We start from the raw sequence: 25,155 nt of genomic DNA, 5'->3' as shown, positions 1-25,155 counted from the left end.
TGCTCGCGATAGCGGTGGGTCAGTCGACATTAATGCTGGCTGATCCACCGCCATCGCGAGCAGGCTCGCTCCCACAGAGGTTTTGCGCTGACTTCGGGGTTATTCGCTGTCCAGATCTTTACGCCGATAGGGGAACACGTCGATCACCTTGCCCGCCCGAATCGCCTCTTGCAGGCCCTTCCAGTAATCGGCGTTGTACAACTCGCCGTGCAGTTGATCGAACAGTTTGCGTTGCCCCGCGTCGGCGAACAGGAAAGGTGGGAACTCTTCGGGAAAAACGTCCAGCGGCCCGATGGAATACCACGGCTCGGAGGCCATTTCGTCTTCCGGGGTCCGCGGCTGGGGAATGTGACGGAAGTTGGCTTCGGTGAGAAAGCAGATTTCGTCGTAGTCGTAGAACACCACGCGGCCGTGGCGGGTCACGCCGAAGTTCTTGAGCAGCATGTCGCCAGGGAAGATGTTGGCCGCCGCCAGTTGCTTGATCGCCAGGCCGTAGTCTTCCAGCGCCTCGCGCACCTGGTCCTGGTTGGCGTTTTCCAGGTAGAGGTTCAGTGGCGTCATGCGCCGTTCGGTCCAGCAGTGACGAATCAATACCGTGTCGCCTTCCACCGACACCGTGGACGGCGCCACGTCCAGCAGTTCCTCCAGGCACGCCGGTTCGAACTTGCTCAGGGGAAAGCGGAAATCGGCGAATTCCTGGGTATCGGCCATGCGCCCGACCCGGTCGACGCTTTTCACCAGCCGGTACTTTTCGATCACGGTCGCGCGGTCGACGTTCTTCGACGGCGAGAAACGATCCTTGATGATCTTGAATACGGTGTTGAAGCCCGGCAGGGTGAATACGCTCATGACCATGCCACGTACACCAGGGGCCATGATGAACTGGTCGTCGGTGTTCGCCAGATGGTTGATCAGCGCGCGGTAGAACTCGGATTTGCCGTGTTTGTAGAAACCGATGGAGGTGTACAGCTCGGCGATGTGCTTGCCCGGCAGGATGCGCTTGAGAAAGCCGATGAATTCCGCCGGGACCGGCACGTCCACCATGAAGTACGAGCGGGTGAACGAGAAAATGATCGACACCTGCGCCTCGTCGGTAATCAGCGCATCGATCTGGATGCCCCGGCCTTCGCGGTGCAGCAGCGGGATCACCAACGGCCATTGGTCGTCCTGCGTATAGATCCGGCCCACCAGGTAGGCGCCCTTGTTGCGATAGAGCACCGACGAAAACAATTCCACCGTCAGTTGCGGGTCCTTGCAGACCCAGTCGGGCAGATTCTCCCGCAATTGGGCTTCAAGGCGCTGCAAATCGCCCGGCAAGTCGGCGTAATCCTCGCTGAAACGGTAATCGGCGAAAATCGCCGCCAGCATCCGGTCCAGCTGGCCCTCGGGTTTGTAGGTACGGGTCTGGGCGGCTCGGGCGCGGCGCAGGCTGGGCCGGGTGGTATGGATGAACATGGTGCCGTCGCTGATCAGGTCATGGCTGAACAGCCCGCAGAAGATCGAGTTGTACCAGGTCTCGGACAGCTCATCGTCGAAACGCAGGTCGATCAGGCTGATGTAGGCGCTTTTGACCAGCGGCCAGCAACTGACGTCCATCAGCGCCTCGGCTTCGAAAGCCTTGCGCAAGCGGGCGACGGTTTCGAAAACCTTTTCTTCATACAAGTTGATCCGCGCCGCAGACGCCTCTTGTGCCTCCTGCCAACGGGCCTGCTCAAACCGGGCGCGGGCGCCATCGGTGATCTGCCGGAAATGCTCACGGTAATCGTCAAAGCCTTCGAGGATCGAACGGGCGATATCGGCGGCGGGCCATGGCTGCGGCATAGGGTAAACCTCGGCGGGTCATGCTTGTTATTGGCGACTGAGCTTAGAGGCCAATCGCGCGGCAACGCAACCATTGCCATCGGTCTTGAGCGAGGCGACACTTGCGACCCGATCAAGGAAGGAATGCGCTGTGAACCCCGTTGATATCCTGCGTTTGCTGTCATTGGCCGCCATCTGGGGAGCCAGTTTCCTGTTCATGCGCATTATCGCCCCTGTCATTGGCACAATCCCCACTGCATTTTTTCGCGTGTCCATCGCTTTTGTCGGCTTGCTGGTGATCCTGGCGTTGATGCGTATCGACTGGAATTTTCGCGGCAAGCTGAAAATCGTGATGGTGCTGGGCCTGATCAACTCGGGCATTCCGGCGACGTTTTATTCGCTGGCGGCCCAGGTGCTGCCGGCCGGTTACTCGGCAATCTTCAACGCCACCACACCCTTGATGGGGGTGTTGATCGGCGCGCTGTTCTTCAGCGAAAAACTCACCATGACCAAGGTCAGCGGTGTGTTCCTGGGATTGTTCGGCGTCGGCATCCTGACCGGCGCGGGGCCGGTGGCCTTCGATCTGCAATTGCTGATGGGCGCCCTCTCCTGCCTGCTCGCCACCACCTGCTACGGTTTCGCCGGGTTCCTTGCCCGCCGCTGGCTTGATCATCAAGGCGGGCTGGACAGCCGTCTCGCGGCCCTGGGCAGCATGTTCGGCGCCACGGTGTTGCTGTTGCCATTGTTTGGCTACAGCGTCATCAGTCACCCTCCGGCCAGCTGGGGTGGCTGGAGCGTCTGGCTGTCGCTGCTGGGGTTGGGCCTGGTGTGTACAGCGCTGGCGTACATTCTTTATTTCCGCCTGCTCAGTTCCATTGGCCCGGTCAAATCCATGACCGTGACCTTCCTGATCCCGCCGTTTGGCGTGTTATGGGGGGCGTTGCTGCTGGATGAGCCGTTGGGGATGGCGCACCTGTATGGCGGGGTGCTGATTGCGGCGGCGCTGTGGCTGGTATTGAAACCAGCGGCGAGCGCGACCAAGGAGCCGCTCCCAGACCAGCGCAACTGAACATCCCCCACCCTTGTGGCGAGGGGATTTATCCCCGCTGGGTTGCGAAGCGCCCCCCATAACTGACACCTCGAGGTGACTGAGCTGTTCTGGGGACTGCTGCGCAGTCCAACGGGGATAAATCCCCTCGCCACAATAACCTTCGCTCACCAGTCGCTGGGGGGCACGATTACTGCTGAGTCTCCTGCTCGGTGAACAGATCACTGAACAACATGCTCGACAGGTAGCGCTCACCCGAATCCGGCAGGATCACGACAATGGTCTTGCCTTGCATTTCCGGCTTTTCCGCCAGGCGCACGGCTACAGCCATCGCCGCGCCACAGGAAATGCCGCACAGGATTCCCTCCTCCTGCATCAGGCGCAGGGCCATGGCCTTGGACTCCTCATCCGTAACCCGCTCGACCTGATCGACGATCGACAGATCGAGGTTTTTCGGCACGAAACCGGCACCGATCCCCTGGATCTTGTGGGGGCTGGGCTTGATCTCGTCCCCCGCCATCGCCTGGGTGATCACCGGCGAAACCACAGGCTCCACCGCCACCGACAGAATCGGTTTGCCGCAGGTGTTCTTGATGTATCGCGAAACCCCGGTAATGGTCCCGCCGGTGCCGACGCCCGCCACCAGCACATCCACAGCGCCGTCGGTGTCGTTCCAGATCTCCGGGCCGGTGGTTTTTTCATGAATGGCCGGGTTGGCCGGGTTATCGAACTGCTGCGGCATGAAGTATTTGGCGGGGTCGCTGGCGAGGATTTCGGCCGCTTTCTCGATGGCACCCTTCATGCCCTTGGCCGGATCGGTGAGCACCAGCTCCGCGCCCAAGGCCTTGAGTACCTTGCGCCGCTCGATGCTCATGGAGGCCGGCATGGTCAACATCAGCTTATAGCCGCGGGCGGCGGCTACGAACGCCAGACCGATCCCGGTGTTGCCGGAAGTCGGCTCGACGATGGTCATGCCGGACTTGAGCTTGCCCGAGCTTTCGGCGTCCCAGATCATGCTGGCGCCGATCCGGCACTTGACCGAGTAACCTGGGTTGCGCCCTTCGATCTTGGCCAGGATGGTCACGCCACGCGGGGCAATGCGATTGATCTGCACCAGTGGCGTATTGCCGATGGAATGGGCGTTGTCAGCGAATATGCGGCTCATGACTGGGTCCTTAATGCAGCGGGGATTTAGCGCTTAAAGGTATGCCTGTTGCCCATGGGCGTCCAGTTGCACCGAACGTTCCAGTTGTTACAACAGTCAATGTTTTAACAACGCGGGAGACTGACTGAAATGAAGCGTCGATACAGCTGGCCACTGTGGACTTTCGCCGCCATCGTTGCGGTGCTGGTGGCCCTGCATTTCACCTTGCCGTTCCTGGTGCGCGACTACCTGAACGACAAACTGGCCGACATGGGTGACTACCGCGGCCAGGTGACCGATGTGGACCTGGCGCTCTGGCGCGGGGCCTACCGGATCAACGGCCTGGAGATCGTCAAGGTCGACGGCAAGGTTCCTGTGCCATTTGTCGAGGCGCCACTGATCGACTTGTCGGTCAGCTGGCATTCGCTGTGGTACGACCATGCGGTGGTGGCCGAGGCGGAGTTCGTCCGTCCCGAAGTGAATTTCGTCGACGGCGGAGCCGACCGGCAGAACTCCCAGACCGGTCGGGGCACCAACTGGCGCGAGCAACTGAGCAAGTTGCTGCCCATTACCTTCAACGAAGTGCGGATCCGGGACGGTAAGGTGACGTTCCGCAACTTCAACTCCAAGCCGCCCGTGAACCTGCGGGCTACCGACGTCAATGCCAGCTTCTATAACCTGACCAACGTGGTCGACACCGAAGGCAAGCGCGACGCCCGTTTCGAGGGCAAGGCCCTGGTGGCCGAACATGCGCCGCTGGAGGTGCAGGCGACCTTCGACCCGTTGAGCGACTTCGAGGATTTCGACTTCCGCTTGCGCGCCAGGGACATCGAACTCAAGCGCCTCAACGATTTCGCCGCGGCCTATGGCAAATTCGATTTCAATGCCGGCCATGGCGATCTGGTGGTGGAGGCAGAAGCCGAGAACGCCCAGCTCAGCGGCTACATCAAACCGCTATTGCGCGACGTTGACGTGTTCGACTGGCAGCAGGATGTGGAAAACGAGAAAAAGAACATCTTCCGTTCGGTCTGGGAGGCCTTGGTGGGCGCGGGCGAAACGGCCCTGAAGAACCAGCGCAAGAACCAGTTTGCCACCCGGGTGGAACTCAGCGGCAATGTCCATCAGCAGGACATCAGCGCCTTCGAAGCCTTCCTGCAGATCCTGCGCAACGGTTTCGTCCAGGCCTTCAATGCCCGGTATGAGCAGCCGCCGCCGTCGGCCGACTGAGTCAACATGTGACGCTCCATTCAGAGACTGAATACAGCGTCTGCGTTCACAGTCGGCGGGGCACCGCGTTATAGTCGGGCACGACATTTATTTCGCGCGCCCCGCCTCGTCAGGCCGGCGTCACGTTCGAGGAAATTACAGATGAAGTTCGAAGGCACCAGCGCCTACGTGGCCACCGATGACCTGAAGCTGGCCGTCAACGCCGCCATCACTCTGGAACGTCCCTTGCTGGTCAAGGGCGAACCGGGCACCGGCAAGACCATGCTGGCCGAACAACTGGCTGAATCCTTCGGCGCGCGCCTGATCACCTGGCACATCAAGTCCACCACCAAGGCCCATCAAGGCCTCTACGAGTACGATGCGGTCAGCCGCCTGCGGGACTCGCAGTTGGGCGTGGACAAGGTGCACGACGTGCGCAACTACCTGAAGAAGGGCAAGCTCTGGGAAGCGTTCGAGTCCGAAGAACGGGTGATTCTGCTGATCGACGAGATCGACAAGGCCGACATTGAATTCCCCAACGACCTGCTGCAAGAACTCGACAAGATGGAGTTCTACGTCTACGAGACCGATGAAACCATCAAGGCCAAACAGCGGCCGATCATCATCATTACCTCCAACAACGAAAAGGAACTGCCGGACGCCTTCCTGCGCCGCTGCTTCTTCCACTACATCGCCTTCCCCGACCGCGTCACCCTGCAGAAAATCGTCGACGTGCATTACCCGGATATCAAGAAAGACCTGGTCAGCGAAGCGCTCGACGTGTTCTTCGACGTGCGCAAGGTGCCGGGCCTGAAGAAAAAACCTTCCACCTCCGAACTGGTGGACTGGCTCAAGCTGCTGATGGCCGACAACATCGGCGAAGCGGTGCTGCGCGAGCGCGACCCAACCAAGGCCATTCCGCCTCTGGCCGGTGCCCTGGTCAAGAATGAACAGGACGTGCAACTGCTCGAGCGCCTGGCGTTCATGAGCCGCCGTGGCACCCGCTGAACCCTCTTCGTTTCAACAAGAGCGAGGGCGATTGCCATGCTGCTTAACCTGTTCAATGAAATGCGCGCCGCCAAGGTGCCGGTGTCGGTGCGTGAACTGCTGGACCTGATCAACGCCCTGAAACAGCGGGTGATCTTCGCCGACATGGACGAGTTCTATTACCTGTCCCGGGCGATCCTGGTGAAGGATGAACGGCATTTCGATAAATTCGACCGGGCGTTCGCCGCCTACTTCAATGGCCTGGAGAAACTCGATGATCATCTCCAGGCGCTGATTCCCGAAGACTGGCTGCGCAAGGAGTTCGAGCGCTCGCTGACCGACGAAGAGCGGGCGCAGATCCAGTCCCTGGGCGGCCTGGACAAGCTGATCGAGGAGTTCAAGAAACGCCTGGAAGAACAGAAGGAACGCCATGCCGGCGGCAACAAATGGATCGGCACCGGCGGCACCAGCCCGTTCGGCTCCGGCGGTTTCAACCCCGAAGGTATCCGCGTCGGTGACGCCGGCAAGCGCCAGGGCAAAGCCGTAAAGGTCTGGGACCAGCGCGAGTACAAGAATCTGGACGACCAGGTGGAACTGGGCACCCGTAATATCAAGGTCGCCCTGCGCCGCCTGCGCAAGTTTGCCCGCCAGGGGGCCGCCGAAGAACTGGACATCGATGGCACTATCGACCACACCGCCCGGGACGCCGGCCTTCTGAATATCCAGATGCGCCCGGAGCGACGCAACACCGTCAAGTTGCTGTTGTTGTTCGACATCGGCGGCTCGATGGATGCCCACGTAAAAATCTGCGAAGAACTGTTCTCGGCCTGCAAGACCGAGTTCAAGCACCTGGAGTACTTCTACTTCCACAACTTCGTCTATGAATCAGTGTGGAAAAACAACCTGCGCCGCACTTCCGAACGCACCTCGACCCAAGACTTGCTGCACAAGTATGGCGCCGATTACAAAGTGATCTTCATCGGCGACGCCGCCATGGCCCCGTATGAAATCACCCAGGCCGGCGGTAGCGTCGAGCACTGGAACGAAGAACCGGGGTATGTCTGGATGCAGCGCTTCATGGAGAAGTACAAGAAACTCATCTGGATCAATCCATACCCGAAGGACACCTGGGGCTACACCGCGTCGACCAACATCGTGCGCGAACTGGTGGAGGACCGCATGTTCCCGCTGACCTTGCGAGGGCTGGAAGAAGGGATGCGGTTTCTTTCCAAGTAAGATTTTTTCTGCCCTTTAGGGCCTCATCGCGAGCAGGCTCGCTCCCACAGGGTCTCGAGTCCAATGTGGGAGCGAGCCTGCTCGCGATGCTTTCAGCCTCCGAGCGATGTTACAGCCCGCGCAAATCGCGCTCTTCAATCGGTCGGCTCTGGCGCAGACGCCTGCCGCCCAGCACCACCCAGTCGATCAGGCGGAACAGGCACTCCAGGCCAAACGACAGCAACATGGCACCACTGAGGCCCCAGATCATCGCTTCGGGGGTCAGGAGAATCTGGTAGCTGTAGCCGTTCCAGGTTTCCTTGCGAATTTCCGGGTCAGCGGCCAGTGCCACTTGCAGCAAACGGATGTACCACGGCCCCTGCATTGCCTGGAATTGCTTGTCCAACGCCTGCTGACGGACGAGCAAGGTGTTCAGGCTGTCAGCATCACTGCGAAAGATCGGGTCTTCGCTGGCACGGTAGTGAGCCACCAGCGCTTGCATGTCGCCCTTGAAAAACTGGTTGGCGGTGCCCTGGAAGCCTTTCAGTCCTGTCTGCGCTTCGATCAGGTGCGCCTCGACCCGCTTGGCGTAATCGCTGATGAAACCGGGCACCTGCACCCCCACCAACAGGCCTACCGCGAACAACACCAGCCGTAGATAACTGAGCAACATAATCGTGAAGTCCTTATTCGGTCTGGCCATGGCTGACGCATTCGCCGCGCCGCCACAGGCTCCATTGGCCCGGTTCGTAGCGGGTCCAGGTTTCGTTTTCAGTCAAGGGTTCGGTGGCAATTACCGTGACCACGTCATTGGGCGTGGTTTCGGCGTGGAAATCCACGATCACGTCCACATCCTTGAGCCGCGCCGGGCCGAACGGCGCGCGACGGGTGATCTGGACCAGTTTGGTCGAGCAAAAGCAGAACAGCCAGTCACCATCGCTGAGCATGCAATTGAACACGCCCTTGCTGCGGTATTCGGTGCAGGCCTGGATCAACGACGGCAACAGTTGCTCCACCTCCACCGGTTCCGGGAACGCCTGGCGCACGCGATTGAGCAAATCGCAGAACGCCGCCTCGCTGTCGGTATCGCCCACCGGACGATAGAAGCTTGCGCCCGGCTGGAAATCGGCGAGTTGGCCATTGTGAGCGAAGCACCAGTTGCGGCCCCACAACTCACGTACGAACGGGTGGGTGTTGGACAGGCAGACCTTGCCGACATTGGCCTGGCGAATGTGCCCGATCACCACTTCGCTCTTGATGGGATAGCGCTGCACCAGGTTCGCCACTTCCGACTCGCTGCTGGCGGCCGGGTCCTGGAACAGGCGCAGGCCACGACCTTCATAGAAGGCAATGCCCCAGCCGTCCCGGTGCGGTCCGGTCTTGCCGCCACGCTGCATCAGCCCGGTGAAGCTGAACACGATATCGGTCGGCACGTTGGCGCTCATGCCCAGTAACTCACACATGCTCGGACCCTCGCTTCAATGGGACAAGCCTGGCTACAGCCGCGGTTCGATGCGCGAACGCTGAGGGTTGCTCGGTACTGGCGGGCGACCGTAACGGTCATCACCCGCCACGCCGAACGGCTGCTCATCCTGTAGTTCATCGGCAGCGGCGGCGGCTTTGGCGGCAGCGGCTTTTTCCTTGCGAGCGCTGGCTGCACGCTCGATGGGGAAGCGGATCAGCACGAAGATCAAATAAAGACCAAAGACGATCATGCCGTACATGAACAGATCGGATACCGCACGCCAGGCGTTGTTGCCGACCTTGAACAGCACGTCCAGGGCAACGATGGCCAGGGCCGGAGCAACCTGTTCCTTCACGGGGTCGACGATAGTGGGGCTGAACAGCAACACCGCCATCAACAGGCGCAGGGGCTCGCGCAACCAGCGCCAGATCCAGCGGGTCATGCGCATCCATACCAGCAGGCAGCCCAGGGCGGCGAAGGCATAGAGGCCCCAGGCGATCAGATAGTCGTTCTCGGTCATGGTGTCCATGGCAAGGCAGGCAAATAGGCGCTTATAGTAACGGCTTTTCGCTCGTCAGGCTGCCCCGGCGTCTGTCGAGTGGTCTGTGCCGCAGTATCTGTCGGTTAATTTCTGCCGCCGCAGGTGGCTGACCGAACTAACCACACCGGCCATCAGTCCCTATTTCGTACAACGTTCGAGAGCCTTTCATGCCCCTATCTGCCCACGTTTGCAACGCCCCGATTGCCCGCAGGGACCCCGGTGTTGATCCCTACGCCTGGCTGCAGGAGCGCGACACCGACGCCGTGCTCGACTACCTCAAGGCTGAAAACAGCTATCAGGACGCGCAACTGGCTGACCAGGCCGAACTGCGCGAAACCCTGTTCCAGGAAATCAAGGGCCGGATCCTGGAGACGGATCTGTCCCTGCCTTCGCCTTGGGGTCCGTACCTGTACTACACCCGCACCACGGCCGGGGACGAATACCCACGTCACTACCGCTGCCCGCGTCCGGTGGACGACAGCCTGACGGTGGATGAAAGCCGCGAGCAATTGTTGCTGGACCCTAACGTGCTGGCTGGCGGCGGTTTCTTTTCCCTGGGTGCCTTCAGCATCAGCCCCGACCACCAGCGTCTGGCTTACAGCCTGGACACCACTGGCGACGAGATTTACACCCTGTTCGTCAAAGAGCTGGCCAATGACAAAGTCAGTGAACTGTCCTTTGAGGATTGCGACGGCAGCATGACCTGGGCCAATGACAGCCTGACGCTGTTCTTTGGTGAGCTGGATGACACCCATCGCCCGCACAAACTGTGGCGCTATCGCCTGGACGGAACGGCGGCCGAAGAAGTGTTCCATGAGCCGGACGGACGTTTTTTCCTGCATTGCTACCGTTCGAGTTCGGAAAAACAGTTGATCCTGTCCCTGGGCAGCAAAACCACCAGTGAAGTCTGGGTCCTGGACGCCGCACAGCCAGACCAGCCTTTCACCTGCCTGGCGCCACGGGTGGAAAACCATGAATACGACGTCGACCATGGTTTGCTCGACGGTCAGTGGAGCTGGTTGATCCGCAGTAACCGCGACGGGATCAACTTCGCGCTGTACCAGGCTGCCGACACGGGCCTGGCGCCGACCGAGGCCGATTGGCAGAACCTGATCCCCCACAGCGACACGGTGATGATCGACGGCCTGAGCCTGAACGCCAGCGCCATGACCCTGAGCCTGCGTGAAGGCGGCCTGCCCATCATCGAAGTTCACCCACAGGGTTTGCCGGCGTATCGGGTGCAACTGCCGGACGCGGCCTACAGCCTGCATGTGCAGAACAGCCTGGAGTTCGTCAGCCCCCGCATTCGCTTGCGCTACGAGGCGCTGAACCGTCCGGCACAGATTCGCCAGCTGGACCTGGCCAGCGGCGAACAGGTCGTACTCAAGCAAACCCCGGTCCTGGGTCCATTCGATGCCGATGACTACGTGAGCCAGCGGCTGTGGGCGACGGCACCAGACGGCACGCAGGTGCCCATCAGCCTGGTGGTCAAGCGCCAGGCCCTCGGCCAGCCGGTGCCGCTGTACCTGTATGGCTACGGCGCCTATGGCGAGAGCCTCGATCCGTGGTTTTCCCATGGGCGCCTGAGCCTGCTCGATCGCGGCGTGGCGTTTGCCATTGCCCATGTGCGTGGTGGCGGTGAGCTGGGGGAAGCCTGGTATCGCGCCGGCAAGCAGGAGCACAAACACAACACCTTCAGCGACTTCATCGCCTGCGCCGAGCATTTGATCGCCAATGGCGTCACCCGCGCCGATCAACTGGCGATCAGCGGCGGCAGTGCCGGTGGCTTGTTGATCGGTGCGGTGCTCAATCAACGCCCGGATCTGTTCAAGGTCGCGATTGCCGAAGTGCCGTTCGTCGATGTGCTTAACACCATGCTCGACCCGGACTTGCCGCTGACCGTCACCGAATACGACGAGTGGGGTAATCCCGAGGAGCCCGCCGTCTATGATCGGATCAGGGCCTATGCCCCGTACGAAAACGTCAGCGCCCAGGCGTATCCGGCGCTGCTGGTGATCGCCGGTTACAACGACAGCCGCGTGCAGTATTGGGAAGCAGCCAAATGGGTGGCGAAATTGCGCGCCACCAAGACCGATGACAATCCCTTGCTGCTCAAGACCGAACTGGGCGCCGGCCACGGCGGAATGAGCGGGCGCTACCAGGGGTTACGTGACGTAGCCCTCGAATATGCATTTGTTTTGAAGGTTTTGGGGTTGGTCTGAGGAACTCCGTGGGATGGCCGGGTCTTAGCTGCATGCGCAGGGCTCTGATACCACCACCCAATGTGGGAGCAAGCCTTGCTCCCACAAAGGAATCGCCTTACATCCAAACCCTTGCAACCGCCCCAGACACAAGAAAAAGACCGTGACGACATGTCAGAACCAACCTTACTGAACAACGAAATCCGCGACTGGCTGATGGACTGCGGCCTGTTCGACCAGTTGCAGCCTGTCGACTTCGCCGCGGCGTCGGGCTACTTCAGCATCAGCGCCATTGCCCAAGGGGAAGCGATTTTCCGCGAGGGCGATGCCGGCAGCTTCATGTGCATCATCCATTCAGGGCAAGTGGCCGTGCAGAAAACCGGCCCCGACGGTCAACCCGTCACCATCGCCACGCTGCGCAGCGGCCGGGCATTCGGGGAAATGGCGGTGCTGGACGGAGAACGGCGCTCGGCCAGTTGCATCGCCGCCAGTGATTGCCAATTGCTGAACCTGGGCAAGGATTCCCTGGAAAAAATGCTCAACGATGCACCGAAGATCGCCGCCAAGATCATCCGCGCCCTCGCCGTTTCCCTGTCCAAGCGCCTGCGCATGGCCGATGGGCAGTTGTTGTCGCAGCAGGTTTAGCTCTCCTCTATCAGTTGAAATGCAGAACCTGTGGGAGCGAGCCTGCTCGCGATAGCGTCGGATCAGCCAACATCAATGTTGACTGGTTTATCGCTATCGCGAGCAGGCTCGCTCCCACAAGTTTTTTGCCATTCAGTGATCTCATTAACAAGCATTGGGCCTACCCCCCCGGCGACTTGGCCTTCGGTGGTTTTGGCTCCATCCCTGGTATCGGCTGGTCCTTGGGCGGCTTGGGCATTTCGATTGGCGGCAGCAACGGCGGTCCGCTTCCGGGGCTGGGCGTGGGTACGCCGCTGGGCGTGACCGGCGGGTATGGCATCGGTGTGGGGGTGCCGGGGGAACCGGGAATGCTCGGTGGGCTCACCGGAATCGTGGGCTGCTGGGCCTGCACCCAACTTATCGAGAGCGCTGCCAGGGCAATGGCCGTTAGAATGGTGCGCTTCATCAATGGCTCCGTGGCGATTGTCTGTCTTCAGGCTAGTCCTTACCGCGCCGCTTTGCCCTTCCTTTGCATGAGACATCCATGAAACGTTTCGTTCTACTGGACACCACCCCCATCCCTGACAACGGCGGTGCCCTGTGCCTGTTCGAGTATGGCGACGACTTCGTCATCAAGATCCAGGGCGGTGACGGCGGGCAGTTGATGAATACGCGCATGCACGGGTCCGAAGACGCCCTGGCCGAGATTCCTTGCCGCAAGGTTGCCGGCCGTCCCGGCTCGCGCGTACTGATCGGTGGCCTCGGCATGGGGTTCACGCTGGCCTCGGCGCTCAAGCACCTGGGCAAAAATGCCGAAGTGGTGGTGGCCGAACTGGTGCCCGGCGTGGTGGAGTGGAACCGTGGCCCTTTGGGCGAAAAGGCCGGTCGCCCACTGTCGGACCCGCGTACCGTGATCCGCATGGAAGATGTGGCCAAGGTGCTGCAAGCCGAACCCCAGGGCTTCGACGCCATCATGCTGGACGTCGACAACGGCCCCGAAGGCCTGACGCAGAAAGCCAACAGCTGGCTGTATTCAGCCGGCGGCCTGGCCGCCTGCGCCAAGGCCCTGCGGTCCAAGGGTGTGCTGGCCGTATGGTCGGCCAGCGCCGACCGGCAGTTTTCCGACAAGCTGAAAAAGGCCGGCTTCAAGGCCGAAGAGGTGCAAGTCTTCGCCCACGGCAACAAAGGCACCCGCCACACCATCTGGATTGCCGAGAAGCTCAAGGGCTGAGCTAAACTCTGTTCAACCGTCATCAGTCTTTTTTACAAAGGTGAACCCATGAGTTCGTCAACGCCACCGTCCAACACCGCCAAGCTGGATCGCATCCTCGCCGATGCCCAGCGTGACCGGGAAATGGGTTACCGCGACAAAGCCCTGAAAATGTACCCCCACGTCTGTGGCCGCTGCGCCCGTGAGTTTTCCGGCAAGCGCCTGAGTGAACTGACCGTTCACCACCGCGACCACAACCATGACAACAACCCGCAGGACGGTTCCAACTGGGAACTGCTGTGCCTGTACTGCCACGACAACGAACACTCGCGTTACACCGACCAGCAATATTTCGGCGACGGCTCCCTGAGCACCCCGAAAATCGCCAAGGCGACCCACAACCCGTTCGCCGCACTGGCCGGGTTGATGAAAAAGGACGAGTAGCCAGCCATTTGTGGCGAGAGGATTTATGTGGGAGCAAGGCTTGCCCGCGATGAAGCCGATGCGGTCTTTCAGAATCCGAGCCGGCTGTTTCGCGAGCAAGCTTTGCTCCCACAGGATTTTGCGAACAACACGAATCCACTGTGGGAGCGAGCCTGCTCGCGATGGCAATCAAACGATCACCATCAATCTACAAGCTGCCCCCCCTCTTCCAATCCCCGTATAATCGCGCCTTTTCCCCAAAGGCACCCCGCCCGTGGCCAACAAACGCTACAGCTGCATCGGTCTGTTCAACCCCAAGTCTCCGGAAAACGTCGGTTCGGTCATGCGCGCCGCCGGCTGCTACGGCGTGGCATCGGTGTTCTACACCGGCAAACGCTATGAGCGCGCCGCGGACTTCGTCACTGACACCAAGAAAGTCCACTACGACATCCCGTTGATCGGCATCGATGACCTGAAAAAAATCCTGCCCCTGGGCTGTGTGCCAGTGGCCGTGGAACTGGTCGAAGGTGCTCGTCCCTTGCCCGAATACACTCACCCGGACCGGGCGCTGTATATCTTCGGCCCGGAAGATGGCTCGCTGGATAAAGACATCCGTGACTGGTGCGAAGACGTGGTGTACATCCCCACCACCGGTTGCATGAACCTGGCGGCCACGGTCAACGTCGTGTTGTACGACCGCATGGCCAAAGGCAATAACACCCGTTCGGGGCCGCAATTCCGCTGATCGGTGCGCAATTGGATTGAACAAGGGAATCGCTCGGGCAGTCAGTTTTATACCAACCCCACACCGGAGACAGATCATGAGCGATAACAACCCGTTCGAGCCGATTGAGACCACCCCTTTCCAATCTCATCCGCCGCAAAACGTGCATGGCTGGGAACGCATTGGCTCATTGGCCGGCGGAGTCCTGATGATGGGCAAGGGCTTGCGCCGTGGCGGCGTGATCGGTTTGGCCCAACTGGCGATCGGCGGCATGGCCCTGGCGCGCGGCATCACCGGGCACTGCTCGGCCAAGACCTTGCTGGAAAAGAATCGTCAGAACCTGCACCACGCCCGTGCCCGCATCGAGCAGGCCGGTGATGAGCTGAGCCGCATGAAAGCCAGCGCCGAGGCCGCGACCAGCACGGCTACAGTGACGGGGAATGATTCGTTGAGTTCGCCGAAGGTTGGGCTTTGATTTTATTGGCTGATGGCCCCATCGCGGGCAAGCCTTGCTCCCACATTTTGAGTGCAACGCTGGTCAATGTGGGAGCGAGCCTGCTCGCGATAGCGGTATTACTGAAGTAACCGAGTATCCAGCACAGTAGAACTCTCCCCCAGAACGCTCTCGCTGAGCTGGACAAACTCCTGGGTATCAACCGTCTCCAGACGCATGGCGGCGTGCAGCACGTCATCGAGCGAGCGCTTGTTGCGGGTTTTCAAACGAATCTCGCGGTCCAGCTCCTGCAACAGCAACACCGCCTTGGCCACCGTCGCCGGGCGGACCTGCTCGCCACGCAAGGTGCTGACGCCTTTGCTGTCCCGAGCCAACCGGTCGTTCAGGCTCTGGTAGCGCTCATCACTCATGCCGCCCGCCCGACGCAGCAATTCGATGGCGTAATACTCGGCCAGCCCTTCGCTGATCCAGTCACTGCGCTCACGATCGTTGACCCGCGCCAGCATCTGCACCAACTCGCGCAACATCGGGCTATTGCCGCGTTCGCTGACCAGCGGCGGACGACTGTGCAGATAAATCGATTCATGCCCGGCCTGGGCGCCACGCCACATCGGGTCTGACGCGCCGATGATCAGCAGCTTGCCGGGATGACGCGGCACCAACGCCTGCACTTGCGGCCAGACGAACGTCAGCAGCGTCAGCACATCCATCCGGCGCATGCCCTGGCCTTGGGGTGAGGCCACCGTCACCTCGGTCTCTCCCAGGCGTGTGCGCCGGCTGCCGAGTTTGCCGGCGAGCATCCAGCCGGTGGGACGATCGAACAGCCGCGCGGGGTTGTCGATGCGAAAGCGTTGCTTGCCGATGCGCGGCCAGGCCGTTTCGATGCTTTTCCAGCCGTCGGGCAGTTCAAATTGCAAACGTGACACCAGCTCAGTGCCATCCTGCTGATCCAACTTGGCCGGCGGCACAAGATCGTCGCCGCGCAGAAGCCCCCATCCCGGGGTCATACGGGTTTCAAACGTACCGTTCTTGCGAGTATTACTGATGCGCACGCGATAGCTCAGGCTCGCCTTGTCGGCACTGGGACGCCAAACGCCGCGTGTCTCATTGCCCGGGATGAGCTGCCATTGACCGTCGGCCTTGAAGTGGCTGTAGCGGCTGCCATCGCCGAGGTCGAAGTCCAGGCTGCGCACTGCCGAACCCCGAGCCAGGGTCAGGCGCACTTCGGCCTGATCGCTTTGCGGCAACAGGTGCACGTGATAATCCAGATCGACTTTCTGCGCCGCCCACAGCGGCCCGCACACCGCCCACAGCCCGGCTGCGAGCATCCTTTTCAATCCTGCTGCCATGGGTTCTCCCTGATGGTGCGATGCCCGGCATTCAGCCGGCGCGAAAAATCAGATGATCTTCCCAATCGTCCTCGGGCACGCTGCCTTCGGCCAGCATGCGCCCGGATTGGGAAATGCGTTCGTGGTGCACGGCATCGCGATCGCCACAGACCAGGTGGTGCCATAACGGCAGATCCTTGCCCTCACTGACCAGGCGATAACCGCAGGTCGGTGGCAACCATTTGAACTCATCGGCCTTGCCCGGTGTGAGCTGGATGCAATCGGGAACAAAGTCGCGGCGCCGGGAATAGTCGGTGCACTGGCAGGTTTTCAAGTCCAGCAATTTGCAGGCGATGCGCGTGTAGTAGACGCTGTTGTCGTCTTCGTCTTCGAGTTTTTGCAGGCAGCACAGGCCACAGCCGTCACACAGCGATTCCCATTCCTGCGCATCAAGCTGATCGAGGGTTTTACGTATCCAGAACGGTTCGACTTTGGCGGCCATGGCTCAAGCAATCAGCATCAGATGGTGAAAAGGCCGTCAGTCTAGTGCCGGGGCCTCTTCAGGCCAAGCATGGGCGACTGTCGGTAGGACGTTGTGTTGGCGAAGTCCGTAAATGGATTGGCCGAGAACATCGATGGGGTGACCGCTGAAGATCACTGTGGGAGCGAGCCTGCTCGCGATAGCGCCGGATCAGCCAGCATTGATGCCGACCGGCAAACCGCTATCGCGAGCAGGCTCGCTCCCACAAGTTGATTGGCTCGGTCTAATATCCCCGATCGAAATCCACTTCCCCGCGCAAGGTTTCGCCGGCCTGGTAGGCCCGCAGGTTTTCCAGGAACAACTGCACCATCATCGCCGGCGACGTCGGTGCCGAGCTATGGCCGGTCAACAGCAGGCCCCAGGCCGTCCAGAAAGGATGCCGCTGTGGCAACGGCTCCTGGCGGCAAACGTCAATGACGGCGCCGGCCAGGTGCCCTTCCTTCAAGGCTTGCACCAGATCGGCATCGACCACGGCCACGCCGCGCCCGACATTGATGAACAGCCCGGTGGGCTTGAATTGCCTGAACAGCGTCGCGTCGTATATATCGTGGGTGTCCGGCGTGTTGGGCAGCAGGTTGATCACATAATCCACCTCCCCCACCATGCGCGGCAGATCCTTCAGCGCCCCGACCTCGATGAACGGCGCCAGCTCACGGGCCTCGCTGGCAATGCCATACAGCTGCACACCAAACGGCAGTAGGAACTGCGCTACCCGCTGGCCGATATCGCCGGTCCCGACGATCAGTGCCTTGCGCCCGGCCAGACTCTGGCCCTGACGGTTGTCCCACTTGCGCTCGACTTGGCTGACCAGCCGCGCCAGCACCTCGCGCTCATGACCGAGCATATAGGTAAGGACGTACTCGGCCATCACCTGGCCGAAAATGCCCACCGCACGGGTCAGGCGATAATCACGCGTCAAGCCCTCGGCCAGCAGCGGCGTGATGCCCGCCCAGGTCGATTGCAGCCACTGGGGCTGATGGCCTTGACGCAACAGGGTGGCCAGCAGATCGGGCTGGCCCAGCCAGACCGGGCAGTCGGCGGCCAGTCGCGACAGTTCGGCGGAGTCGCCACTGGTCAGGACTTGGATATCGGGTGCAGCCTGTCGCAGAAGCTGGGCGTACACCGCGTGATCGTGTTCGGCAATCAGAACGCGCATGGATCAAACCTTTCAAAAACTATGCAGACGACCGCCGACAGAGTGTCGCTCCATCCTTGCGGCCATCGCCAATAAACCATTCCAGTGTTTCAAGAGGCCCGGGAAAGGTGCCTCGGGGTACCGTCAGACCGGGTCGTTGCGTCGCAGCAACTCTTCCGGAAGATGCTCGATGTATTCGTCTTCAGCCGGTGGCATCTGCAAGTGATAACCCTGGGTATCGAGGTTTTCCAGCACCAGGTTGATGTCTTCCCGCGACAGCTTGCGCTCGGGGCTCAGCACCAGGTCAAAGGCATGGATCGCCTTGCCAAAGGCAGCCATCAGGGGCTCGGGCACACGCTCCAGGGCATCGCTTTTGAGCACATACAGGTACATCTCGTTTTTCTTCGAGCTTCGGTAGATCGAGCAGATACGTTTCAAGGCTGTTCTCCGGCGGTGGCCAGGCTGTCGAGCAGCGCCTGGCCCATCAATTCGCGGCGCCAGCCACGCAGCGAATCGGGCAATTGGTAAGGGCCCTCGGGAAAGCCGCTCTTGATCAGCGCCTCGAGGGTTTTCTTGCGCAGCATCAGTTCAGGGGCGATTCCCAGGCGCTCGGCCTCAACCTGCCCCAGTGCCCGCAGACGCTTGACCAGCGCCGAAGCCTCAATGGGCAAGGGCTCGGCCACGGCTGGCGGCCATTGTTCGGGCGGCACGCTGGCGGCGCGTTTGATCAGCTCCAGCAGGAACTCGCCGTCCTGGCGCACGGTACGCGGGTGCATGTCTTCGATTTTCGCCAACGCACCGAGGTTATCCGGCTGAGTGCGGGCCAGGGGCCACAGCGAATGCTCGCGAATGACCCGGTTACGCGGCAGGTCACGAGCCCGCGCTTCCCGCTCGCGCCAGGCGCATAGCTCGCGCAGCACGGCCAGTTGGGCACGGGAAAGTTTCCAGGCCAGCTTGGCCTCGCGATAAACCTCATAGGGGTCGACTTCGCGACGCAGGTTGGCCACCAGCTCGGCGCCATCCTCCAGGACCCAGGCGTATTTTTCGTCAGAAAGCTTCGGGCGTAGCTGTACGAAAACTTCCGCCAGATGCACTGCATCTTCAGCGGCGTAGCTGATCTGCGTTTCCGACAGGGGTCTTTGCAACCAATCAGAGCGGGTTTCGCCCTTGGGCAAGTCGATGCCCAACACGTCCTGTACCAGCCGGGAATAACCCATGGAAAAACCCAGGTTCAGGTAGGCGGCGGCCAATTGAGTGTCGAACAGCGGCGCAGGCAGGCTGCCGGTCAAGCGCAGCAGCACTTCAAGGTCTTCGCTGCAGGCGTGCAACACCTTGAGCACTGCCGGGTTTTCCAGCAACGCGGCCAGGGGCTTCCAGTTGTCGATGGTCAAGGGGTCGATCAGATAGGCACGCTCGCCGTCGCCGATCTGCAACAAACCGGCAATGGGATAAAACGTGTCGACCCGCATGAATTCAGTGTCGAGGGCGACGAATGGCAACTGCTGCCATTGGGCGCAAAACTGACCGAGGCTATCGTTGTCGCGAATCCAGTGAATATCGATGGCCACACGGCTCTCCCTTGAAGAATGGCGCGCAGTATATATCGCCGTCAGCGATTGCGAGCATCCATAGAGCGGGAGCCTGAGAGAAATCGCCTGCGCGAAGGCAAGAATAGTCCTACATCGGGAATTAACCGGCCTTGCACAACGCATAAACCCGCGTCAGCGCAAACCCAGGCAGAAAATCCTGATACCACAGCAGGGTGAAACCGGCCTGGCGGAACTCGGCTTCAACTTCAGCCTTGTCGGCCAAGCCGCGGTGCGGTGCAGGTCCGATGTTGAGGCGACCTTCAATTTGCACCGACACAATCACCGTGTCACGGCTGACCCGATGAAATTCGCGCAACAGCGCCAGCCGATGCTCACTGGCCTTGACGTGCCGAAACAGTTGCAGACACAAAATACAGTCCACCGCGTTAGCCGACAGGCCGAGGGTGAATGCCGAACTGGGAAAGGTCGTGACCCGCTCCAGCAACGCGCCGCCATGGTGGGTGCGGGCGTGATCGAGCATGTCTGGCGAGGGGTCCGCCGCCAGGATCACCCGGTTGGCATGTTCGGCCAGCACCGGCCAGAACCGGCCCGCGCCACAGGTCACATCCAGCACCAGCCCCGGTTCTCCTGCGGCTTTCAAGGCATTGCGGACCAATTGCTCGTCACGCCAGAACGCCAGGCGCAGTCGCCTGGGCGCCGCTTGACGGCAAATGCGCGCGTGTTCCCGGTCATGATGCCTGGCGAACTCGATCTCTACGGGGGATGGGGGTTGCCCAGACATACCAACCGCTCTTGGGAAAGATGAATAGGAACAGGCTAACCACCCGTACGTGAAAAAAAAGTCGAGGCGCTCACTGCCGGGCCAATACCCCGTCAATGACCGCGCCACGGCAACCGGCAAACAGGTCCAGGTCCCGGTTGTAGACCTTGCTGTTGACTTCCAGCAGCCCGAGCATCGAATGAAACAGATTGTCCTGGCTCAAGGGCTTGTCCCGGCTCAGTTGCAGGCAATGGGTGTCGACGGAGAAGGACTTCTGATAGCTGTCGGAAAACCAGGCCAGCATCGCCACGTGTTTCTGTTGTTCCGGGGCGAGCATGTAGGGCGTGCCATGGAGAAACAGGTTGTACTCGCCCAGGGACTCGCCGTGGTCGGACAGGTACAGCATCGCTGTGTCGACCTTGTCCTGATTGGCCCGCAGCAGGTCGATCAGGGTCGATAACACATGGTCGGTGTACACCAGCGTGTTGTCGTAGCCGTTGACGATGCTCTGGCGGCTGCAATTGTTCAGCGCATTGCTTTGGCACACTGGGGTGAAATGTTCGTATTGCTTGGGATAGCGCTTGAAGTACTCCGGGCCGTGACTGCCCATTTGGTGGAGCACCAGTACGGTGTCCTTGTCGAGGGTGTCGATGAAATGCTGCAGGCCCTGGAGCAGAATTTCGTCGCGACACTCACTGTTGGCGCACAGGGCCGGGTCTTTGAGATTGCTGACATCCTGCACAGTGACCCGGTCGCAAGTGCCTTTACAGCCCGACTGATTGTCACGCCAGATCACCTCCAGCCCGGCGCGCTTGAGCACATCGAGCAGGCCTTCTTCGTTCCTGGCCTTGCTGGCGTCGTAGTTCTTGCGGCCCATGTTGGAAAACATACACGGCACCGATACCGCGGTTTCCGTACCGCAGGAGTGCACATCAGTGAAGGCGATCAGGCCGGCTTCTTGATTGAGTTGCGGCGTGGTATCGCGGTTATAGCCCAGAATGCCGAAGTTCTCGGCACGGGCGCTCTCCCCCACCACCAGTACGGTCAGGGACTTGCGGGCATGTGTTTGCCAGACCGGATTACGACTCGCATCCTCACCCAAGGTGATGAAGGGCTGTTTGGCCGACGCGACCTGTTCACGCAAGTACCCGATCGACGCACCGATGTAGTTGCTCGGTACCACCATCAAATGCAATTCATGATGATTGCGAAACAATGAAGACAACCCTTGGTAATTGGCCAGGGCGACCATGCCGATCACCGCCGCCGACACCCCACTCACCACTAACTTGCTTAACAGTTCTTTGGGCCAGCGGCGATAGCTGATCGGCGTTTTAAATAACAACCAGGACGGCAAAACGCCTAATAAACCGAGGTAGGTAAACAACTTTAACGACAGTAAATCACGCACCTCTGTGGCATTGGTTTCAGCAAAGTTACGAAACATCCCGGCATCGATCAGCACGCCATACTGAGCCATGAAGTACGCCACACCGGCGCTGATCAGAAAAAGCAACATCAGCACAGGCTTGAGCAGCCCACGGAACGCTACCAGTGTCAGCACCAGGTTGAAGGCGAACAACACCAGCACCGCAAACGCCACGCCGATCAGCACGCCCCCGCCGTCACCTGCCGTAATGGTATGCAGGTGCTGCCAGAGCACAACGTTGAAGCCCACTAATAAAAAGACACTGGCGACCAGCGTCACCCACTCGGGGCGCACGGGTTTAATGGTCAGCATGAGGTTTTAAAGTTTCCTGGAAGTTGCGCTAGGGAAAGCAAATACCGCAGGAAAGTTTGAAAAACTACTGTGCTACGGCAACACAAACTTTAGGCAGGGCACTATCAATTTTTCGTGAAAAAGTTGCCATTAAATAATTTTTCAAGTAGCAAGCCGCACGTCCGATCCGACGTGCAGCTTGTGGCTCAGTTCAAGCCTGATGGATGTACCAACGCCAGTCCTGCTCTCCGACCTCGCCCATGAACTGACGGTATTCGGCGCGTTTGACCGCCAGGTACACCCTGAGGAACTCATCGCCGAAGGCTTGCCTGGCCCAGGTCGAGGCCTCAAGCGTGCGTAAGGTGGTGAGCCAGTCGGTGGGCAGCAATTCGCTCGCCTGGGCATAGCCGTTGCCCGCCACTGGCGCACCGGGATCGCACTGTTCACGAATGCCACGATGGATGCCGGCCAGTATTGCTGCGGCGGCCAGGTACGGGTTGGCGTCGGCACCACAAATACGATGTTCGATATGCCGCGAAAACGCCGGCCCGCCCGGTATCCTCAGGCTCACGGTGCGATTGTCCACGCCCCAGGTTGCTGCCAGCGGCGCGTAGCTGTTGCTCTGGAAGCGCCGATAGGAATTGGCATTCGGACAGAAAATCAGCAGTGAGTCGAGCAACGTGTCGAGCATCCCGCCCACCGCATGACGCAGCAGCGGCGTGCCATCGGCGGCTTCGCTGGCAAACAGGTTATGGCCCTCGCTATCCGCCAGGCTGACGTGCATGTGCATGCCCGAACCTGCCAGTTCCGCGAAAGGCTTGGCCATGAAACACGCCTGCATGCCGTGTTTATGCGCCACGCCTTTGACCAGACGTTTGTAGCGCACCGCCTCATCCATGGCCTGCAAGGCATCGGTGCGGTGTTCGAGGGTGATTTCCACCTGGCCCGGCGCGTATTCGGAAATGGCCGTTCGGGCCGGGATCCCCTGCGACTTGCAGGCGGAATAGAGGTCCGCCAGGAACGGTTCGATCTGTTCCAGCTCGCGCAAGCCATAGACCTGCGTGGCACCGGGTCGGCCGCCATCAGCGTCCCGCGCCGGTTGCGGCCGGCCCTGGCTGTCGCGCTGCGCGTCCAACAGATAAAACTCCAGCTCCGCCGCCATCACCGGGTAATAGCCATCGGCCTGCAAAGCGTCGATCACTTGGCTGAGCAAATAACGCGGATCGGCGATGGTCGCGGGCATGCCTTCCTGAGGATGCATGCTGACCTGCACTGCCGCAGTGGGGATCAGCCGCCAGGGCATTCGCTGCAAGCTGCCGCTGATGGGATAAGCCCGGCAATCGATGTCGCCAACATCCCACACCAGCCCGGAGTTTTCCACGTCGTCGCCATTGATGGTCAACCCGAGAATGGTACTGGGCAAGGGCCGCCCACTTTCGTAAAGCGCCAGCAACTCATCCCGGTGCAGCAGTTTGCCCCGAGGCACACCGTTGCTGTCGAGAATAAACAGCTCGAACAGCTCAATATCCGGATTTTGCTCCAGGAACGCCTGGGCTTGATGCAGGGGGGCAAAAGAGAGGTGGGCAGAACTCATGAGAACGCTCGTATTTTCATGTCGGACGGGCGACAAAGCACCGTCAGCCTGTGCTCGCGATCAACGAACACTGTTTAGGATCAACAGGAAATACAAGTATCTGGAGGACGGGCGTGGCGACAATGCCAGAGTGCCCAAAAAGCCAGTTCAGAGGGTAGCGCACACAGCGTGGGAGAGACCCCGGACATAAACCTGCCCACCGGCCCCATTGCGGCGAATGAAGGGTATTGGATTGCTGCGGGCCAACCGTCCATAAAAGACATCACAGGAAACACACCCTGGCAGAGTCCCACGTCACCAAAGCCGGTTAAACCTTGATTTGATGGAGCTTGGATCGCAACGAGCTAAACAATCGGCCAGAGAATCGAATGCTGAACGATCCGTCGTGTTCATTACATTATCTGTCCCACTCGCGACCGTGAAACCGCTCGCCTGGCATTCTCCTGGGACGATCGTTCCGTTAGGATCAAAGGTCTGGTTTGCGCAAGATCCGCGCAAGGAGCACAGAGAGAGACAGAACGGATGCTGAACAGTAACTCCCTCAGAAAACTCGATATGCAAGACCTCATGGTGTTTAACGCTGTGTACGAGCAAAGCAGCGTCACCGGTGTATCCGAGGCGTTGTGTGTCAGCCAGTCAACGGTCAGCTACTGCCTCAAGAAACTGCGGACCTGTTTCGACGACGAGTTGTTCATCAACACCCGCACTGGCATGCGCCCCACTTATAAAGCCGAGGGCATGTACAAGCATGTGCGCGCCATCTTGCAGAGTATCAACCTGTGCCATGCCGGTGCGGCCACGGTTGATCCCACCCGGCAAACCATCAAGCGCCTGAAGGCTTGTCGGGATTCACCTTGAAACGCCGTGCAGCCAGGCCGCTGATAGCACCTGACCCTCAGGCGCCGACGACAGCCTTGGCATAGGGGCCTCGGTCGATGTCGAGGATTTCCACGCACAGTTGCACGGAAACGTCAGCCGGCCATTCGCCCACCTCCTGGATCACCTCCAACAGTTTTTCGGCCAACTGCTTCTTGACCTCTGGCGAACGGCCGCTCAACAAGGCCAGCTTCACGTGCACGAAACCGCGCTTTTCGAAAAGGGTGCCCACCAGGAAATTCTCGATTTTCACAGCCCGGCTTTTGATGTCCGACTCGGCAGCGAACTGACCGGAGGCCACCAGCGTATTATTCAGACGCAGCAGTACGACACCCTCGTCAAACTTGGGCAGGTTGGCGGTGTACTCCATGTGCAGGTGAGGCATGTGTTCGACTCCTGTTCGAAAATATGACGATGTGGTTTCAGCCGTCGCAACCATACCTCGACTTTACTTGGCTGACGCAGGTTTTTGTTTCGCGCAGCAGAATTTGCACCGCGCCGGCGCGCTCACGCATGAACGCTTCCAGCCGTATCAGCGTTTCGAAAAACAGCCTCAAATTGTGCATTCGGCGCTGCGCAAAAAACCTTGAAGCACACGATAAAGACGTC

26 protein-coding genes and 1 pseudogene are annotated in these 25,155 nt (G+C 60.2%); 12 read left to right on the top strand and 15 right to left on the bottom strand.

Translation table 11 applies throughout. From position 1 onward, the window contains the following. Nucleotides 1–99 precede the first annotated feature (99 nt). Entirely contained in the window at nucleotides 100–1,821 is a 1,722-nt protein-coding gene (aceK, locus tag MKS85_RS17690) for a bifunctional isocitrate dehydrogenase kinase/phosphatase (protein ID WP_139050903.1), read from the bottom strand. A gap of 130 nt (nucleotides 1,822–1,951) precedes the next feature. Between aceK and MKS85_RS17685 the strand changes: the two genes are divergently transcribed. Next, nucleotides 1,952–2,869 (top strand): DMT family transporter, encoded by a 918-nt coding sequence (locus MKS85_RS17685; RefSeq protein WP_076385920.1) that lies wholly within the window; start codon nucleotides 1,952–1,954, stop codon nucleotides 2,867–2,869. Nucleotides 2,870–3,038: 169 nt separating this feature from the next. On the opposite strand, the gene cysK is transcribed toward MKS85_RS17685, so the two are convergent. Further along, nucleotides 3,039–4,013 (bottom strand): cysteine synthase A, encoded by a 975-nt coding sequence (gene cysK, locus MKS85_RS17680; RefSeq protein ID WP_047227929.1) that lies wholly within the window; start codon nucleotides 4,011–4,013, stop codon nucleotides 3,039–3,041. Nucleotides 4,014–4,142: 129 nt separating this feature from the next. On the opposite strand from cysK, the gene MKS85_RS17675 reads away from it, so the two are divergent. The 3 genes from MKS85_RS17675 to MKS85_RS17665 all read left to right on the top strand — a co-directional run bounded on the left by MKS85_RS17675 (nucleotide 4,143) and on the right by MKS85_RS17665 (nucleotide 7,421). Next, nucleotides 4,143–5,219 (top strand): DUF748 domain-containing protein, encoded by a 1,077-nt coding sequence (locus MKS85_RS17675; protein WP_047227930.1) that lies wholly within the window; start codon nucleotides 4,143–4,145, stop codon nucleotides 5,217–5,219. A 141-nt stretch (nucleotides 5,220–5,360) separates the two neighbouring features. Further along, the gene (locus MKS85_RS17670; RefSeq protein ID WP_003184225.1) at nucleotides 5,361–6,206 is read left to right on the top strand and encodes a MoxR family ATPase; all 846 of its coding nucleotides are present in this window, start codon (nucleotides 5,361–5,363) and stop codon (nucleotides 6,204–6,206) included. A 36-nt stretch (nucleotides 6,207–6,242) separates the two neighbouring features. Then, on the top strand, nucleotides 6,243–7,421 hold the full coding sequence (locus MKS85_RS17665; protein WP_076385924.1) for a VWA domain-containing protein: 1,179 nt from the start codon (nucleotides 6,243–6,245) through the stop codon (nucleotides 7,419–7,421). A gap of 109 nt (nucleotides 7,422–7,530) precedes the next feature. Here MKS85_RS17665 and MKS85_RS17660 read toward each other — a convergent pair whose 3' ends face one another. From MKS85_RS17660 to MKS85_RS17650, 3 genes are read right to left on the bottom strand one after another with little or no spacing between them, the layout of a single operon-like run. After that, nucleotides 7,531–8,073, bottom strand: a complete 543-nt coding sequence (locus tag MKS85_RS17660; protein ID WP_047227932.1) for a DUF2937 family protein — start codon at nucleotides 8,071–8,073, stop codon at nucleotides 7,531–7,533. Between the two features lie 13 nt (nucleotides 8,074–8,086). Next, a complete protein-coding gene (locus MKS85_RS17655; protein WP_047227933.1) occupies nucleotides 8,087–8,863 on the bottom strand; it encodes a class II glutamine amidotransferase in 777 nt (258 codons plus the stop codon). 33 nt (nucleotides 8,864–8,896) lie between these two features. Beyond that, entirely contained in the window at nucleotides 8,897–9,394 is a 498-nt protein-coding gene (locus MKS85_RS17650; RefSeq protein ID WP_047227934.1) for a hypothetical protein, read from the bottom strand. A gap of 179 nt (nucleotides 9,395–9,573) precedes the next feature. On the opposite strand from MKS85_RS17650, the gene MKS85_RS17645 reads away from it, so the two are divergent. Both MKS85_RS17645 and MKS85_RS17640 read left to right on the top strand, forming a co-directional pair. Next, nucleotides 9,574–11,628 carry a S9 family peptidase gene (locus tag MKS85_RS17645; protein WP_139050904.1) on the top strand — a complete coding sequence of 685 codons (2,055 nt, stop codon included), beginning with the start codon at nucleotides 9,574–9,576 and terminating at the stop codon, nucleotides 11,626–11,628. Between the two features lie 150 nt (nucleotides 11,629–11,778). Next, entirely contained in the window at nucleotides 11,779–12,252 is a 474-nt protein-coding gene (locus MKS85_RS17640) for a cyclic nucleotide-binding domain-containing protein (RefSeq protein ID WP_047228036.1), read from the top strand. A 160-nt stretch (nucleotides 12,253–12,412) separates the two neighbouring features. Here MKS85_RS17640 and MKS85_RS17635 read toward each other — a convergent pair whose 3' ends face one another. Continuing rightward, nucleotides 12,413–12,697: a hypothetical protein gene (locus tag MKS85_RS17635; protein ID WP_076385928.1), complete on the bottom strand. Its 285-nt coding sequence runs from the start codon at nucleotides 12,695–12,697 to the stop codon at nucleotides 12,413–12,415. Nucleotides 12,698–12,775: 78 nt separating this feature from the next. Here MKS85_RS17635 and MKS85_RS17630 point away from each other — a divergent pair, with 78 nt between their 5' ends. The 4 genes from MKS85_RS17630 to MKS85_RS17615 all read left to right on the top strand — a co-directional run bounded on the left by MKS85_RS17630 (nucleotide 12,776) and on the right by MKS85_RS17615 (nucleotide 15,063). Beyond that, a complete protein-coding gene (locus MKS85_RS17630) occupies nucleotides 12,776–13,462 on the top strand; it encodes a spermidine synthase (RefSeq protein WP_047227938.1) in 687 nt (228 codons plus the stop codon). 48 nt (nucleotides 13,463–13,510) lie between these two features. Next, entirely contained in the window at nucleotides 13,511–13,885 is a 375-nt protein-coding gene (locus tag MKS85_RS17625; RefSeq protein WP_003184246.1) for a YajD family HNH nuclease, read from the top strand. Nucleotides 13,886–14,138: 253 nt separating this feature from the next. Then, entirely contained in the window at nucleotides 14,139–14,609 is a 471-nt protein-coding gene (locus MKS85_RS17620) for an RNA methyltransferase (RefSeq protein WP_003198862.1), read from the top strand. Between the two features lie 76 nt (nucleotides 14,610–14,685). Continuing rightward, nucleotides 14,686–15,063: a DUF2892 domain-containing protein gene (locus tag MKS85_RS17615; protein ID WP_047227940.1), complete on the top strand. Its 378-nt coding sequence runs from the start codon at nucleotides 14,686–14,688 to the stop codon at nucleotides 15,061–15,063. 98 nt (nucleotides 15,064–15,161) lie between these two features. On the opposite strand, the gene MKS85_RS17610 is transcribed toward MKS85_RS17615, so the two are convergent. From MKS85_RS17610 to MKS85_RS17575, 8 genes are all read right to left on the bottom strand, one after another. Beyond that, nucleotides 15,162–16,391: a hypothetical protein gene (locus tag MKS85_RS17610; protein WP_188252108.1), complete on the bottom strand. Its 1,230-nt coding sequence runs from the start codon at nucleotides 16,389–16,391 to the stop codon at nucleotides 15,162–15,164. 31 nt (nucleotides 16,392–16,422) lie between these two features. Continuing rightward, a complete protein-coding gene (locus MKS85_RS17605; RefSeq protein WP_047227942.1) occupies nucleotides 16,423–16,872 on the bottom strand; it encodes a YcgN family cysteine cluster protein in 450 nt (149 codons plus the stop codon). 262 nt (nucleotides 16,873–17,134) lie between these two features. After that, nucleotides 17,135–18,067, bottom strand: a complete 933-nt coding sequence (locus MKS85_RS17600; RefSeq protein ID WP_047227943.1) for a D-2-hydroxyacid dehydrogenase — start codon at nucleotides 18,065–18,067, stop codon at nucleotides 17,135–17,137. Nucleotides 18,068–18,190: 123 nt separating this feature from the next. Continuing rightward, nucleotides 18,191–18,484, bottom strand: a complete 294-nt coding sequence (locus MKS85_RS17595) for a YcgL domain-containing protein (protein ID WP_047227944.1) — start codon at nucleotides 18,482–18,484, stop codon at nucleotides 18,191–18,193. Further along, nucleotides 18,481–19,614 (bottom strand): ribonuclease D, encoded by a 1,134-nt coding sequence (gene rnd / locus MKS85_RS17590; RefSeq protein WP_139050906.1) that lies wholly within the window; start codon nucleotides 19,612–19,614, stop codon nucleotides 18,481–18,483. Before rnd ends, MKS85_RS17595 begins: the two co-directional genes overlap by 4 nt. A gap of 121 nt (nucleotides 19,615–19,735) precedes the next feature. Continuing rightward, nucleotides 19,736–20,377 (bottom strand): class I SAM-dependent methyltransferase, encoded by a 642-nt coding sequence (locus MKS85_RS17585; protein ID WP_047227946.1) that lies wholly within the window; start codon nucleotides 20,375–20,377, stop codon nucleotides 19,736–19,738. A 70-nt stretch (nucleotides 20,378–20,447) separates the two neighbouring features. Beyond that, nucleotides 20,448–22,097, bottom strand: a complete 1,650-nt coding sequence (locus MKS85_RS17580) for a phosphoethanolamine transferase (RefSeq protein ID WP_188252107.1) — start codon at nucleotides 22,095–22,097, stop codon at nucleotides 20,448–20,450. Between the two features lie 190 nt (nucleotides 22,098–22,287). Further along, entirely contained in the window at nucleotides 22,288–23,670 is a 1,383-nt protein-coding gene (locus MKS85_RS17575; protein ID WP_188252106.1) for a glutamine synthetase family protein, read from the bottom strand. Nucleotides 23,671–24,192: 522 nt separating this feature from the next. On the opposite strand from MKS85_RS17575, the pseudogene MKS85_RS17570 reads away from it, so the two are divergent. Then, nucleotides 24,193–24,495, top strand: a pseudogene (locus MKS85_RS17570) (LysR family transcriptional regulator); the annotation flags it as partial. A 70-nt stretch (nucleotides 24,496–24,565) separates the two neighbouring features. On the opposite strand, the gene MKS85_RS17565 reads toward MKS85_RS17570, so the two are convergent. After that, the gene (locus MKS85_RS17565; RefSeq protein ID WP_047227950.1) at nucleotides 24,566–24,931 is read right to left on the bottom strand and encodes a 5-carboxymethyl-2-hydroxymuconate Delta-isomerase; all 366 of its coding nucleotides are present in this window, start codon (nucleotides 24,929–24,931) and stop codon (nucleotides 24,566–24,568) included. On the opposite strand from MKS85_RS17565, the gene MKS85_RS17560 reads away from it, so the two are divergent. Then, nucleotides 24,930–25,136 carry a hypothetical protein gene (locus MKS85_RS17560; RefSeq protein WP_188252105.1) on the top strand — a complete coding sequence of 69 codons (207 nt, stop codon included), beginning with the start codon at nucleotides 24,930–24,932 and terminating at the stop codon, nucleotides 25,134–25,136. The two genes, MKS85_RS17565 and MKS85_RS17560, sit on opposite strands and share 2 nt — an antisense overlap. Nucleotides 25,137–25,155: the final 19 nt, after the last annotated feature.

Source organism: Pseudomonas sp. JL2 (genome assembly GCF_031570495.1).
In the GTDB taxonomy this organism is placed as follows: domain Bacteria; phylum Pseudomonadota; class Gammaproteobacteria; order Pseudomonadales; family Pseudomonadaceae; genus Aquipseudomonas; species Aquipseudomonas rhizophila.
Note: the sequence above shows the minus strand (reverse complement) of the source record. Positions and strands in the feature narration are given on the sequence as shown.

What these genes read in the sequence shown, in the direction of transcription:
- cysK (WP_047227929.1), bottom strand. Translation starts at nt 4,013, where the DNA reads ATGAGCCGCATATTCGCTGACAACGCCCATTCCATCGGCAATACGCCA.
- MKS85_RS17625 (WP_003184246.1), top strand. Translation starts at nt 13,511, where the DNA reads ATGAGTTCGTCAACGCCACCGTCCAACACCGCCAAGCTGGATCGCATC.
- MKS85_RS17630 (WP_047227938.1), top strand. Translation starts at nt 12,776, where the DNA reads ATGAAACGTTTCGTTCTACTGGACACCACCCCCATCCCTGACAACGGC.
- aceK (WP_139050903.1), bottom strand. Translation starts at nt 1,821, where the DNA reads ATGCCGCAGCCATGGCCCGCCGCCGATATCGCCCGTTCGATCCTCGAA.
- MKS85_RS17610 (WP_188252108.1), bottom strand. Translation starts at nt 16,391, where the DNA reads ATGGCAGCAGGATTGAAAAGGATGCTCGCAGCCGGGCTGTGGGCGGTG.
- MKS85_RS17645 (WP_139050904.1), top strand. Translation starts at nt 9,574, where the DNA reads ATGCCCCTATCTGCCCACGTTTGCAACGCCCCGATTGCCCGCAGGGAC.
- MKS85_RS17560 (WP_188252105.1), top strand. Translation starts at nt 24,930, where the DNA reads ATGTGTTCGACTCCTGTTCGAAAATATGACGATGTGGTTTCAGCCGTC.
- MKS85_RS17655 (WP_047227933.1), bottom strand. Translation starts at nt 8,863, where the DNA reads ATGTGTGAGTTACTGGGCATGAGCGCCAACGTGCCGACCGATATCGTG.
- MKS85_RS17665 (WP_076385924.1), top strand. Translation starts at nt 6,243, where the DNA reads ATGCTGCTTAACCTGTTCAATGAAATGCGCGCCGCCAAGGTGCCGGTG.
- MKS85_RS17580 (WP_188252107.1), bottom strand. Translation starts at nt 22,097, where the DNA reads ATGCTGACCATTAAACCCGTGCGCCCCGAGTGGGTGACGCTGGTCGCC.
- MKS85_RS17565 (WP_047227950.1), bottom strand. Translation starts at nt 24,931, where the DNA reads ATGCCTCACCTGCACATGGAGTACACCGCCAACCTGCCCAAGTTTGAC.
- MKS85_RS17585 (WP_047227946.1), bottom strand. Translation starts at nt 20,377, where the DNA reads ATGTCTGGGCAACCCCCATCCCCCGTAGAGATCGAGTTCGCCAGGCAT.
- MKS85_RS17640 (WP_047228036.1), top strand. Translation starts at nt 11,779, where the DNA reads ATGTCAGAACCAACCTTACTGAACAACGAAATCCGCGACTGGCTGATG.
- MKS85_RS17650 (WP_047227934.1), bottom strand. Translation starts at nt 9,394, where the DNA reads ATGGACACCATGACCGAGAACGACTATCTGATCGCCTGGGGCCTCTAT.
- MKS85_RS17675 (WP_047227930.1), top strand. Translation starts at nt 4,143, where the DNA reads ATGAAGCGTCGATACAGCTGGCCACTGTGGACTTTCGCCGCCATCGTT.
- MKS85_RS17635 (WP_076385928.1), bottom strand. Translation starts at nt 12,697, where the DNA reads ATGAAGCGCACCATTCTAACGGCCATTGCCCTGGCAGCGCTCTCGATA.
- MKS85_RS17615 (WP_047227940.1), top strand. Translation starts at nt 14,686, where the DNA reads ATGAGCGATAACAACCCGTTCGAGCCGATTGAGACCACCCCTTTCCAA.
- MKS85_RS17600 (WP_047227943.1), bottom strand. Translation starts at nt 18,067, where the DNA reads ATGCGCGTTCTGATTGCCGAACACGATCACGCGGTGTACGCCCAGCTT.
- MKS85_RS17660 (WP_047227932.1), bottom strand. Translation starts at nt 8,073, where the DNA reads ATGTTGCTCAGTTATCTACGGCTGGTGTTGTTCGCGGTAGGCCTGTTG.
- MKS85_RS17575 (WP_188252106.1), bottom strand. Translation starts at nt 23,670, where the DNA reads ATGAGTTCTGCCCACCTCTCTTTTGCCCCCCTGCATCAAGCCCAGGCG.
- MKS85_RS17670 (WP_003184225.1), top strand. Translation starts at nt 5,361, where the DNA reads ATGAAGTTCGAAGGCACCAGCGCCTACGTGGCCACCGATGACCTGAAG.
- MKS85_RS17605 (WP_047227942.1), bottom strand. Translation starts at nt 16,872, where the DNA reads ATGGCCGCCAAAGTCGAACCGTTCTGGATACGTAAAACCCTCGATCAG.